Source organism: Sporosalibacterium faouarense (assembly GCF_016765695.1).
Taxonomy (GTDB): Bacteria; Bacillota; Clostridia; order Tissierellales; family VENL01; genus Sporosalibacterium; species Sporosalibacterium faouarense.
The window spans coordinates 66652-79445 of sequence record NZ_JAETGO010000083.1; the positions used below are offsets into that span (position 1 = coordinate 66652).

Sequence of the window (12794 nt, forward strand, 5' to 3'; positions counted from 1 at the left end):
GCCACTGATTTAATAGAGCGATTCAAATGGACGATATACATATTTCTACTTTGAAGTTTGTGCCATATCTACTAAGTTAGCTTTAGTTACTGCTTCTATTTTGTCTAAAAGTTCTTCATAACTATAATTTAAAATATTTTTAAATTTAATTTCTTGCACTATGCCTGATAATCTTTTATTATAAACTTCCAATTCTTTAACATTGATATCTTCTATTTCCTCAGTCCTAATTTTATTTGTTATATCATTACATATTTGATGAATTTCAGAGACAAACATTTCTAAATTCTCTGGTATTATCTTTTCATTTGTATCTAATAAATTTATAAGAATAAGTGTATTATCCACTACATTCTGTGATTCAAAAATCACTTTTTCATATTCATCCGTTTGTATATAGTTAACCATTGAGTTAAGGTTAGGAACTACATATCTATCTAGAGCTTTAATATACATACGAGACAAATCAGCTTTTTGTTCTTCCTTTTGAGCGTGATTAAAATACAAAGTAACCCCTAATACTATATTAAGCAATATTGAAATAATTAGAATATATAAACTTACTTTCCTTTTCATGATAATCACCTCTTCTTATTAAGCGGTTTTAGTTGAATACATTGAAGTAAAAAATAATAACTTCCTTGCTTCCTTTCGAAAAATTATAAATCCTATCAATATAACTCAGAGTCTTTTAGAATCAGAATAACTTTCTTTATTAATAATTTCATTGATTGCTTAAATTGTAATACTGTATAAAGCCATTAAGCAACAACGCAAATTTAGGATATAGCAATCCCCCCTGAAAGCAAGGGGGGATATTTCTGCATTTATCCTTTTTGTCTGTCAACTAAATCTTTTATTATGTCATGATAAATTCGTTCAAGATAAATTCGTTCTTCTACATCAGTAGTAATTTCGTTAATTTTACCGAAACCTTCAATAAGAGTCATTGTATTGTTAATCATGTTCTTCTCATAAAGTATATTAAAATTATCTTTAGTTTCATATTTTAAATCTTTTAGCTTAGAATATTTAATTTTATTTCTCATTAAATATATAATATTATCTGATAATTTATTAACTTTTTTTATTCCTTCGATATACTCAAGCATTGAATACTTAATATTGTGAATATTATTGATATTATTCAATTTCGATATTACATTATCGACACCAGTAGAGTGTTGAATATTAAATACGGCTTCTTCTAAATTAGGTATAGCAGCAAACGAAATACCTTTATCATTATCTCCGTCTATTATCCTGTACCTCATCTCAAAAGTAAATTTACTATCTCGTATTTCTCCATTTGAAACAAGAAAACCAAAATAAACCTGACCTACGCCTTCTACTCTAATCGGTTCTTCTTGCTCAAAAATAATTCTTAGCGCTGAGTCACTTATATGGGCTTCTTTAACATATATGCTGATTTTTTCTTCGCTTACAAGCTTATGCAATGATAATAATATTAGATATATAGCTAAATGATTATCATAATTATTATATCTTGTAGACGTAATTGCTCGTATATATGTAGTATCATTTTTATCTAAAAGTCTAAACTGTTTTTCAATCGTTTTAAATTCTTCTAACAATTTAAGCAAATTTTCTTTTAATAAATCATTTAAGCCATTCTTAATACAAAATTTAGCGTATTTACCCATATCAAATAATTCTTCAAAAAAATCAAATGTGAAATTATATACCCCAACACCTTTGATATCATCTGAAAATTTAATTATAATTTCACTATCATGTGATACTCCTATATACTCTATGTTCTCTAGAGTCTCCAATATATCATATTTTTTATCATCGATTTCATCAAATAAATCTAACAAATCCTTAGTTCCTTTTATATCTATATCATCAGTAAGTTTTCCAAAGTCATGTAATGGAAATTTTTCTTTTATTGCTTTATCCAGTTCTCTATCTCTCACAAAATGCCTAAGGTCATGTAACTTTGCTTTTTTTTTGTCTATTTCTCCCTCTCTTAAAAATAAATAAGATAAATGATTTTTAATAGTATCAATCCTCCCCAATTAATATGTTATTACATTTATTAACAAGCTTATTTATATAATATATGACTTTCCTTTTATTTTCAATATTTTCATTTTTTTACTTGTCCAAATATTTTATAATAATCATTTTAAAAATTTCTTGATTAATACATTTCATCCGATTCATAAAAAAAATCGAGAGTACTATAAATATTTAGGCTATATCAACTTTATTGGATATAAAAAATATTTCTAATAAATAATTCGTCTAATCACTTAACAAGGTAAAAAGCTAAAGATATAACTAAGGACATAGGTATCATGTAACATCTATATCAAGATTGATTGAATAATGCACAGATTAGTATAAGTATTCTAGCTAGTTAAAATATCAAGCTTGTGATACCAAGTTATTAATCTATATTCATAGTATATATGTTATAATTATTGTGTATTCCTCAATTTAGTAATGCCTATAAATAGACTGGAGGTGAGAATTTGAATATAAAAACATTTTCTTACAGATATGCAGAAGAAATACTTACCCATCCAAACCATATAGACATATATAATGAAATAATAAATATTTGCCAACAAGCACCTTTACCTGTATATAAAGGAAAGTCAGAACGACAAAAGAGTAAGGATGTTGTTCAACAAGTTTTAAATACATATTTTAGACTTAAATTTACTGATTTAGGATGGGAAGCAGAACCATTAGCAACTCCTAATGACAATCATGATAGTCTAAGAAGTGATTTCAGAAAAAAGTTTCCTATAGTAAAAAATGGAAATATAGATGAAGTAATAGTTCAGATTGAAGTTGAATTTGGTAATATAGCAAGTTCTTATAGAAATTATTTTAAATTTCAGCTTTCGTATTCTTATAATTTAACTGACATTTGTATCCTCATACTTCCTTGTTTCGAATTAAGTAAAAGAATTGATAGTGGAGTTGCTAATTTCGAAAAAACCGTTCGCGAAATACCTTCTGCTAAGCTTTCAATAACTGTTCCTACATTGGTTATTGGATTAGATTCTGTTGATGTATCTGAGTTAGATGTAAAATCAATAGAATCAAATTTAAATATTCTAAAATGCACAAGAAAAGAATACACCCCTAAACACAATGAAATTGTTAGAGAGTGTATTGAAAAATACAATACTTAAATCTAAAATAACGGAGCTAAAAATGCTTTATGATATTATTTTTTTATCATCCAATTATTTCAAAAATATTTCAAGAAATCATTTTTAAAATGAGAGATAGCATTATGTTATCTCTCATAATCTCTCTCCTATAGCTTTAATCACATCAACAGTAACTGCATTTCCTGCTTGTTTTTTTAATTGACTATCAGAAACCCCTACAATCTTAGCTCTATTAAAATCTTCCTCATCAAATCCTTGAAGTTTCCAATATTCCCTTGGAGTAAGCTTTCTAAATTTGATTTCGCTTTTTTTAAGATGAACTTCTTCACCTAATTCATTTTCAATTATTATTAATCCATTACTTTCATTATTGACCTTAGAATCTATTGGGCATTGACTTACCAACTCATTCAGTTCTTTTTCTTGATTGAATTGATTTAATCCCTCTTTTATTTCATTAATATAATGCAGTTCACCATCTTCATGAAAATAATACCCTATAACCATCATTTCTCTGCCAGACGCATTAGCGGTTAATGTTCTACAAGTCTTGTTAATTTTATCGGGAAAAGCCATATTTCCCATCTTATTTCCACTTTTCCATTCTTTAGCCTTCTTAGCATATCTCTGTTTCAGCACTTCTTCTTCACTCAAATCATATCTTTTCCCAATTTTATAATAATCCTCTAACACATCAATTAATTTAAATTCATTTTCTGCAATTTTATACTTAGTTTTTGCTGTAACACATAAACCATCAACCATTATTCCCCAATACCCAAAAGGAGATTTTGTGTTGAAATTAAAACTTTTATTGGTGTATAAATCAATCATATCATTCTCTTGAATTTTAAATTTGTATAAAGTTTTTGATTTTATACTATTAATAAAATCTTTATATGCAACTTGTGTATCTTTTTCAAAGCTAACTTTATTAATTCTTCTTACATTTTCTTGTAGAGGAAATATTCTCTTAATCGTTTTATTCCCTCTTTTTCTAGCAACTATATATACTCTTTCTCTATTATGAGCTATATAGTGTCCACTACTTACCATTTGCCACTGAACATCATAGCCAAGTTCATGAAGTTCATATAATATTTCCTTAAATGTTTTTCCTTTCTCTATTTCCACTACTCTCTTTTTCCCATTTTTAACAACTTCCTCTTTTTCTCCTGAAGTAAGTAATCCTTTTACATTTTCAAGGAATACATACCGTGGTCTTGTTTTTTCTACTACATTTGCAATTGAAAAAAATAGATTGCCTTTATTCTTATCTTTAAATCCATTTCTTCTTCCAGCTCTACTAAATGGTTGACAAGGAAAACCACCACAGAATACATCATATTTAGGTATTATCTTAGAAATTTCTTTTTCTGACATACCATCAAATTTAGTTATATCATCAAAAATATGCTGTCTTCTTAAATTCTCTAAGGTTTTATCTCTCTCACTTTTATTAAGCTTCTTCATACTTGCTATTTCTTCTTCATTCATATGATAAAGTGATATATAGCTTTTTATTGCATTATTATCTAATTCACAACTAAACACACATTGATGTCCATTAGATTCTAATCCTTTTCTAAAACCACCAATACCAGCAAACATATCTATAAAATTCATAATAATTTATCACTCCAAAAATTTATAGTTTATATACATATATATTAATTATATAATATTTCTTCTAAAAAGCAAACCTATGTTCTGTTGCTTAAATTCATCAAAGGACTTGTCTTTATTGCCATCTCAATTATATCTTTATTTTTCGGTGATTGTAAATATCTTTTTGTTATAGTTTATCCTTATGACCTAGTAAAAGAAATAATATATATCTCCCTAGCCCATAGCTTCGATACGTTCCATTAGTTCTTTTAAGCATACAATAACTCACTATATTATATCAATCTACCTCATAGCTATATAATCCTTATGATTAATCATCTTCTCCAGCGAATTAAATTTGTTAAAGTCCTTATGCAAGTGAACATGCTAACGTACTCTTCAACTATATCCAGTGATGAATGACCTAGAATTTTCTGAAATCTAAATATATCTCCATCTCATATTATCCATTTCTAATAATCAAAAAATAAAAAATAGTCCACATGACTACTGAGTTTTCTTAAATAATCATATGGACTGTTCTTAAGACTATTATGAAATCCAACCTCCACAAAAGTTGAAATCATCGATTTTGGCACGCCCTGCAGGATTCGAACCCGCGGCCTACTGATTCGAAGTCAGCCACTCTATCCAACTGAGCTAAGGGCGCACATATTAGATTATATCTCAATTTATATTAACATATATTATGTAGCTTTTCAATCATATATATACCTACTTTATTTATCAATAGTAACTTTCAGAATAAATATACTAATCGTTTCTAAAATATATAATGCTTTAAAACATATTAGCATCTGTGTCTGACTTGCCAGAAAACCCGAATAAGAACAACTTTCCTATATCTTCAGATAACTTTTGGTCTTTAGGCATTTTCTTTAATATCTGAGTGGTAGCTAAACCAGTGGCAAATATATTAATATAGGTCATTACAGAATTAACATCAATCGATTCATCAACTGCACCTTCCTCTTTTCCTTGCTTAACTAATTTAACAAAGAATGGAATGATTCTAGTTTTAGTAACTTCAGATATAATGACTACAATCTCTGGGTTTTGCATATCCTCAGCTTTGAAATAGTCTGGACTCATACTGTCTTGAGAATTAACCTTATATTTTATAAATGCCATTAACTTTTCATGAAAACTTCTACTACTATTTAATATTTCATCATATTTATCCATAGCCTCATAAAAAGCTTTTTCAATTGTCTTAACATATAGATTAGTTTTTGTATCAAAGAAATTATATACACTTGCAGGTGAAACATTTGCAACTTCAGCTATTTCCTCTACATTTGTCTCTTTATATCCATTTTTAAAGAAAAGCTTACTTGCAGCATCAAGTATTGCTTTTTTCTTTTCTTCTCTTCTTTTTTCAAAACCGTTCATTAAATCACCTCACATATATAATAACATATATTATTGTCAAGACTTACAATAAAAAAACATAATTATATAGTTGTTTTGTATACTTACTACATAAATTGTTGACTTTCATTCTTTTCGGTGATATTATGTAGTTAAATAAGTTTATAACTACATAATTTAGCATTAGTCGATTTTTCCCAAATAAAAAATGGGGGTGTCTATATGTCAATCATTAAAGTTAATAACCTTACAAAGACCTATAAAAATGGCAAGGGAATTTTTGATTTGGATTTTTCTGTCAAAGAAGGTGAAGTATTTGGATATCTTGGACCAAATGGAGCAGGTAAAACAACAACTATCAGACAGCTTATGGGTTTCACTAACGCAGACAAAGGAAGTTGTACTATCATGGGACTAGATTGCAGAACTCAAACTGAAGAAATTCAAAAGTCAGTAGGGTACTTACCTGGTGAAATTGCCTTTTTTGATAACATGACCGGTGAAGCTTTTTTGAAGTTTATTAAAGAAATGAAAAGTATAGAGGACAAGTCTCGAATGCATGACCTTATAGAAAGATTTGAGCTAGATCCAAGTCGTAAAATTCGAAAAATGTCAAAGGGCATGAAGCAAAAAGTAGGTATTATTTCAGCATTTATGCACGATCCAGAGGTCTATATCCTAGATGAGCCTACTAGTGGTCTTGACCCTCTAATGCAAAGAAATTTTATTAATCTTATTAATGAGGAAAAGAGTCGTGGCAAAACTATTCTTATGTCATCCCATATCTTTGAAGAAATTGACAAAACCTCAGATCGTATAGGTGTAATTAAAGAAGGAAGGCTAGTTACTGTTGAAGATGTTCATTCAATAAAAGCTTCTCTGAGAAAAATCTTTATTGTTAATGTTGGTAACCAGAAAGATATTGATATTATTAAGTCTAGTGGATTAGAAATAAATAGTGTGACAGGAAATCAAATTGAGATAGTAGTTAGCTCAAATTATAATAAATTTAATCAAGTTCTTGCTAAATGTAATGTACTTGGAATTGAAATATTAAATCAAAGCCTTGAACAAGTATTTATGAAATATTATGGATAGGAGGGTTAATAAAATGAATAAGACTCTATTAAAAGCCACATTTAAGTCAAATTGGGGAGTTGGCTTGATTATAGCTGCTGTTATGATTATGTATGCTTTCTCAATAATTTCTATATATGACCCTAATAGTCTAGCTGGACTCACTGATATGGTTAAGATGATGCCGAAGGAATTGGTAGCTGCTATGGGTTTTGAAGATTTAGGAACTACTCTTACTACTTATGTTGGTAATACCTATTACAATTTTATAGCAATTCTTTTCCCTATGATATATGTCATCATAGTTGGTAATAGACTTGTTGCTAAACATGTGGATAGTGGATCAATGGCATTTCTTTTATCCACACCTAATTCTCGATTAACCATAGTAAAAACACAAGCTCTTTATTTACTTTCTAGTATCACAGCTATATTTTTATTATTAATCCTAGCTGCTATAAGTATATGTCAAGCAATGTTTCCTGGAAGCTTAGATATAGGTGGATTCCTTTTACTAAATCTTGTCTCTCTACTTACCTTCTATGCTATAGGTGGAATAACTTTTTTGTTTTCTTGCATTTTCAATGATACAAAGCAATCTCTTAGCTTTGGTGCAGGAGTTCCTATAGCTTTCTTTGTGTTAAACATGTTATCTAATGCTGGTGAACAAATGTCTTGGTTGAAATATTTTACTATATTTAGTTTATTAAACCCAACTGAAATATTAGAGAAAAGTTCTACTACTCTAATCAGTATAATAATCCTTTTAATGATTTCGGCTATAACATATACATGTGGTATAGTATTATTTAACCGTAGAAGTTTACCTTTATAATTAATAAAAATGCCGTCCCACGTTAGTATGGGATGGCATTTTTCATATTTGGTATTATGGGGAAATTTAGTTGAATGCTTCACTCTATATTTATATATAATCCTTATCTATAGGATAAATATAGCTCTATATATTAACAACTATTATCTATATATTGTTTAATTCTCTGGTTGAGTTGCAAGATTCTTAACGTTCCTAAACTTCATTAAGAATATTACTATTGCTGCTACAGCTACAATAATTCCAACTGGATAAGATATGCTTGTAGATAATCTGAATCCTTCATCAGCCTGCAGAATATATGTTACACTAACGGCTGTCATAAATGTAGCTGGAATACTAGCAATCCAATGTAACTTCTTATTTATAATAAGATATGCTGCTGCTGCCCAAAGAACTATCATTGCTAGAGTTTGATTGGACCACGCGAAATATCTCCAAATGATACCAAAGTCAATTCTAGTTAATAAGAATCCAATTACAAACAATGGTATAGCTAACGTTAGTCTATTCATAGTTTTCTTTTGGTTAAATCCTATAGCATCAGCTATAGCTAGTCTTGCACTTCTGAAAGCTGTATCTCCTGATGTGATAGGGGCTGCTATTACTCCTAACATAGCTAATACTCCACCGACAGTTCCCAATAGACTGCTAGAAATAGAGTTTACAACTCCACCAGCTCCACCTTCAGCGATTGCTGAATTTAATCCAACTATACCGCCATCAAAGAATGTCATAGCCGCTGCTGCCCATATAAGAGCAATAATTCCCTCTGCAATCATTGATCCATAGAATACTTTTCTACCATACTTTTCACTTTTAATACATCTTGCCATCATAGGTGATTGAGTGGCATGGAATCCACTTATTGCACCACATGCGATTGTAACAAAAAGCATTGGCCACATAGTTAATCCACCAGGATGGAAATTAGTTAATGATACTTCTGGTATATTGTAGCCTTTAATGATTAACATACTTCCTATACCTACCGCCATTATTAGCAGTGCTGCTCCAAATAGTGGATAGACTTTACCTATAACCTTATCAACTGGAAGAATAGTTGCTAAGAAATAATATACTATTATGATAGCTAACCAAACACTTACATTACTTAATCCTCCAAGATTTAAGCTAGATAATAAGGTAGCAGGACCTGTCATAAATACTGTACCTACTAATATAAGAAGTACTACTGAAAATACTCTCATTATAGTTCTTGCATTTTTTCCTAAATAAATCCCTACAATTTCTGATATACTCTTACCTTCATGTCTTACTGATAGCATACCAGAGAAGAAATCATGAACGCCACCTGCGAATATACTACCAAATACTATCCAAAGAAATGCTGCTGGGCCGAACAATGCTCCCATAATAGCACCAAATATTGGACCGAGACCAGCAATGTTCAAGAATTGAATTAAGAAGATTCTCTTCCAACTAAGGGGAATAAAATCTACTCCATCCTCCATTGCTACAGCAGGTGTAGGTCTATTTTCATCAATCTTGAAAACCTTTTCCACAAAAGCTCCATAAATAAAGTAACCTAGTATTAAGACGATTATTGAAATAATAAAAGAATACATATCAATACCCCCTGTAAATTATTAAGTAATCTTAAATATATTATATGACTAACTTAATAATGACAGGATAATTTGAGACGAAATGCAGAATATCATGTATGAAATGCATATTTGGTGTTTAAATCACATTACTTTATATTCATTATTCTCTTAAAAGCCTTAACCTTGTTCCTACTTACTGGTATTAGTTCCTCTGCGCCTTCCAATCTGATTTGATAGGTACAATTAAACCAAGGCTCTATTTCCTTAACATATCTAAGATTAATTATATAGCTTCTATGACACCTAAAAAAGCACCCTCCACTTAATAGATTATTTAACTGTGTCAATGTATCATTATATAGATATTTACCTTTAGTAGAAAATATAACTGTATCTCTATTCTCAACAGTTGAATATATTATTTCATCTAGATTTAATGGTATTATCTTATCTGATTTCATTACGGAAATCATATTAATATCATTGAATCCCTTAGACTCTATTTTATTTATAACTTCTTGAATCTTACTTGAATAAAGCTCCCTATCGTCATTATACATTCCAGTAATCTTATCAATTGACTTTTCAAGTCTCTCTTCTGAAATGGGCTTTAATAAATAATCAATGGCATTCACCTCAAAAGCCTTAACTGCAAACTCATCATATGCTGTTACAAATATGATAAGTGCAGAAATATTTTCTTTTAAGATTTCTTCTGCGACTTTAATTCCATCCATCTGAGGCATTTGAATATCTAAAAACACTAAATCTGGATTTAATTTCTTGATTTTCTCAAGGGCATCAAATCCATTATCCGATTCTGCTATTACTTTTATATTATTAAAGTTTTTAAGCTGATATTTTAGTTCCTCTCTTGCAGGCATTTCATCATCTACAATAATGCAATTAAACATCTTCCTCCTCCTCACCATTTCTCTTTGGTATATTCATAGTCACTGTTGTTCCTTTACCTATTTCACTGGATATTTTCAATCCATAATCGTTTCCATACTTATTAATCAATCTCTCATTTACATTTATTATCCCTATAGAATCATCATCTTTATTTTTAGAAAGTATAGTTTTTAATTTTCCTTCCTCTATTCCTATTCCATTGTCATCTATAACTATTTTCGTTTTATCATCTTCTTCAGTTGCTATTATCTTAATTATTCCACCTTCAATCTTATTCATGATACCATGCTTTATAGAATTCTCCACAATAGGTTGCAATATTAAAGGTGGTAAATAACAATCAATTCCCTCTGGAATACATATTTCAACATTTAATTTATTGCCAAATCTGGCCCGTTCTATTTCAAGATATGAGTTCACATGTTCTATTTCCTTGGAAATGTGGACTTCATCAGTATCAAAGCATAGATTCTTTCTAAAATAGTCACTAAGATGCAACAATAATTTTCTTGCTTTATTTGGGTCAATTCTGACAAAGGATACAATGGTGTTTATTGCATTGAATAGAAAGTGAGGATTTATCTGCGCCTGCAATGCCTTTAGCTCTGATTTTGCTAATAACTGTTTTTGGTATTCTACCTTACTTAACTCAATCTGAGTAGAAAACAATGACCCCAGCCCTAAGGCCAGTTCCAAGTCTACTTGAGTTATAGAATCATTTGTGGTTTTATACAGCTTAAGTGTTCCTACTACTTTATTTCCTTCCTTTAGTGGAACAATAATAGCCGATTTTAATTTACAATAATTATCATCGCAATCTATATCTTCCTTTGTATATGCAACTCTATGTTCCCCTGTACTAATTACATCCTTGGTAATTTTAGTTTTTATCTCATCCCCTGGTTTATGATGATCATCTCCTATCCCAATATGAGTCAGAATTCTTTTAGTATTAGTTATCGCCACTGCTTTAACATCAGTCATTTCATATATAATCTTTGCAGCATGCTCTACAGTCTCATAATTAAAACCCTGTTTAAAGTATTCTAAGGTCTTATTAGCTATTCTTAAGGCTATTTGTGCTTGATAAGCTGCATTTCTGTCTTGTTCTTTGAATATACTATCTGTAACTCCAATAAATAATGAGCTTCCTATTGAATTTGTAATAATCATTGGTAATGCAATTACCTTTACTAATAGTAGTGCATCTGTAAATGGTCTTGCAACTATTAAAATTATAATCATCTGAATCATCTCAGCTATAACACCAATATATAAGGCAAATGCCCACTTACTCTTAGAGCTACTAAACCTTTTACTTAATAATCCAGCTATTGTACCTTCAATTATTGTCGATATGGCACAAGCTAAGGAGGTAAATCCTCCAATATCAATTCCCCATCTATGAATACCAGCTATAATTCCACTAAAAATACCTACAAAGGGTCCTCCTAAAAGACCACCTACTAAAACACCAATCACCCTAGAATTGGCTAAAGCACCATTTATTACGATTCCTGAATAAGTGCCTATTATTCCTATTCCACCGAATACAAAGCTTAATATTATCTTTTCAAATAAAGTTATTTTTCTTTTTAAAACTAGCTTTCTAAAAATCTTAACCTTTGAAAGTATTAGGGCCAATATAATCAGAGTGCCCACCCTGTTAGTTAAATGTGTAAATATATCTAAATTCAATAAAATCACCTCATTAAAAGTTCAATATGTATAATTTTTAACTTTCCCAACTATATCCTTATATATAGAAAACTCTAGGACATTCTTATTTTATTATACTATAACTGACTTATTCATGTATTTTAATTCTAGGTTATTCTTTCATCGCCGCTTAAATCAATCTTTTTCCCAAGATATTTGGGTTTAGACTTTAGAATGTTCACTAATCCTAAGTCCTTAACCCTAGCCAACACTTCTATAACCTTATATTTAGGCATTCCACGATAAACTTGATCATCGAAGACTACCCCAAAAGCTTCAAGCCCTAGTTATCTAACTACAAATAAAGATCTTTTTAGATGATAGTCTTGAATTACAACTATTATAACGAAAATAATATTATATTTTCACATAAAGTACATACTTTGTTTAATCCATCATTTGTCTATAAGTTTATAAATACGTAAAAAAACAGTTGACCTTTAGTCAACTGCTTTAAATATGGAGCGGAAGACGAGATTCGAACTCGCGACCCTCGCCTTGGCAAGGCGATGCTCTACCACT

The 12794-nt window shown here is 29.7% G+C and carries 11 protein-coding genes and 1 tRNA gene; 3 read left to right on the plus strand and 9 right to left on the minus strand.

Annotated elements, in window-relative coordinates:
- Nucleotides 1-45: 45 nt before the first annotated feature.
- On the minus strand, nucleotides 46-576 hold the full coding sequence (locus JMO20_RS15480; RefSeq protein ID WP_202710607.1) for a hypothetical protein: 531 nt from the start codon (nucleotides 574-576) through the stop codon (nucleotides 46-48).
- 251 nt (nucleotides 577-827) lie between these two features.
- Nucleotides 828-2042, minus strand: coding sequence for a hypothetical protein (locus JMO20_RS15485; protein WP_202710608.1), 1215 nt, complete (start codon nucleotides 2040-2042; stop codon nucleotides 828-830).
- A gap of 459 nt (nucleotides 2043-2501) precedes the next feature.
- Here JMO20_RS15485 and JMO20_RS15490 point away from each other — a divergent pair, with 459 nt between their 5' ends.
- Nucleotides 2502-3173 carry a BglII/BstYI family type II restriction endonuclease gene (locus tag JMO20_RS15490; RefSeq protein ID WP_202710609.1) on the plus strand — a complete coding sequence of 224 codons (672 nt, stop codon included), beginning with the start codon at nucleotides 2502-2504 and terminating at the stop codon, nucleotides 3171-3173.
- Nucleotides 3174-3287: 114 nt separating this feature from the next.
- On the opposite strand, the gene dcm is transcribed toward JMO20_RS15490, so the two are convergent.
- The 3 genes from dcm to JMO20_RS15505 all read right to left on the minus strand — a co-directional run bounded on the left by dcm (nucleotide 3288) and on the right by JMO20_RS15505 (nucleotide 6176).
- Nucleotides 3288-4781, minus strand: a complete 1494-nt coding sequence (gene dcm, locus JMO20_RS15495) for a DNA cytosine methyltransferase (protein ID WP_202710610.1) — start codon at nucleotides 4779-4781, stop codon at nucleotides 3288-3290.
- A gap of 575 nt (nucleotides 4782-5356) precedes the next feature.
- Nucleotides 5357-5433, minus strand: a tRNA-Arg gene (locus JMO20_RS15500).
- Nucleotides 5434-5564: 131 nt separating this feature from the next.
- Nucleotides 5565-6176: a TetR/AcrR family transcriptional regulator gene (locus tag JMO20_RS15505; RefSeq protein WP_202710611.1), complete on the minus strand. Its 612-nt coding sequence runs from the start codon at nucleotides 6174-6176 to the stop codon at nucleotides 5565-5567.
- Between the two features lie 201 nt (nucleotides 6177-6377).
- Between JMO20_RS15505 and JMO20_RS15510 the strand changes: the two genes are divergently transcribed.
- Together JMO20_RS15510 and JMO20_RS15515 are read left to right on the plus strand one after the other, a co-directional pair.
- The gene (locus tag JMO20_RS15510) at nucleotides 6378-7253 is read left to right on the plus strand and encodes an ABC transporter ATP-binding protein (protein ID WP_202710612.1); all 876 of its coding nucleotides are present in this window, start codon (nucleotides 6378-6380) and stop codon (nucleotides 7251-7253) included.
- Nucleotides 7254-7266: 13 nt separating this feature from the next.
- Nucleotides 7267-8067: an ABC transporter permease subunit gene (locus JMO20_RS15515; RefSeq protein ID WP_202710613.1), complete on the plus strand. Its 801-nt coding sequence runs from the start codon at nucleotides 7267-7269 to the stop codon at nucleotides 8065-8067.
- 158 nt (nucleotides 8068-8225) lie between these two features.
- Here JMO20_RS15515 and JMO20_RS15520 read toward each other — a convergent pair whose 3' ends face one another.
- The 4 genes from JMO20_RS15520 to JMO20_RS20455 form a co-directional block, all read right to left on the minus strand.
- Nucleotides 8226-9656: a carbon starvation CstA family protein gene (locus tag JMO20_RS15520; protein ID WP_202710614.1), complete on the minus strand. Its 1431-nt coding sequence runs from the start codon at nucleotides 9654-9656 to the stop codon at nucleotides 8226-8228.
- A 128-nt stretch (nucleotides 9657-9784) separates the two neighbouring features.
- Nucleotides 9785-10552 carry a LytR/AlgR family response regulator transcription factor gene (locus tag JMO20_RS15525; protein WP_202710615.1) on the minus strand — a complete coding sequence of 256 codons (768 nt, stop codon included), beginning with the start codon at nucleotides 10550-10552 and terminating at the stop codon, nucleotides 9785-9787.
- The gene (locus JMO20_RS15530) at nucleotides 10545-12260 is read right to left on the minus strand and encodes a LytS/YhcK type 5TM receptor domain-containing protein (protein WP_341534043.1); all 1716 of its coding nucleotides are present in this window, start codon (nucleotides 12258-12260) and stop codon (nucleotides 10545-10547) included. Before JMO20_RS15530 ends, JMO20_RS15525 begins: the two co-directional genes overlap by 8 nt.
- 119 nt (nucleotides 12261-12379) lie before the next feature.
- The gene (locus JMO20_RS20455) at nucleotides 12380-12508 is read right to left on the minus strand and encodes a hypothetical protein (RefSeq protein ID WP_279380153.1); all 129 of its coding nucleotides are present in this window, start codon (nucleotides 12506-12508) and stop codon (nucleotides 12380-12382) included.
- Nucleotides 12509-12794: the final 286 nt, after the last annotated feature.

Excerpts from the sequence above, each read along its gene's own strand:
- JMO20_RS15510 (WP_202710612.1), top strand. The coding sequence starts at position 6,378 with ATGTCAATCATTAAAGTTAATAACCTTACAAAGACCTATAAAAATGGC.
- JMO20_RS15515 (WP_202710613.1), top strand. The coding sequence starts at position 7,267 with ATGAATAAGACTCTATTAAAAGCCACATTTAAGTCAAATTGGGGAGTT.
- JMO20_RS15480 (WP_202710607.1), bottom strand. The coding sequence starts at position 576 with ATGAAAAGGAAAGTAAGTTTATATATTCTAATTATTTCAATATTGCTT.
- JMO20_RS20455 (WP_279380153.1), bottom strand. The coding sequence starts at position 12,508 with ATGCCTAAATATAAGGTTATAGAAGTGTTGGCTAGGGTTAAGGACTTA.
- JMO20_RS15525 (WP_202710615.1), bottom strand. The coding sequence starts at position 10,552 with ATGTTTAATTGCATTATTGTAGATGATGAAATGCCTGCAAGAGAGGAA.
- JMO20_RS15505 (WP_202710611.1), bottom strand. The coding sequence starts at position 6,176 with ATGAACGGTTTTGAAAAAAGAAGAGAAGAAAAGAAAAAAGCAATACTT.
- dcm (WP_202710610.1), bottom strand. The coding sequence starts at position 4,781 with ATGAATTTTATAGATATGTTTGCTGGTATTGGTGGTTTTAGAAAAGGA.
- JMO20_RS15520 (WP_202710614.1), bottom strand. The coding sequence starts at position 9,656 with ATGTATTCTTTTATTATTTCAATAATCGTCTTAATACTAGGTTACTTT.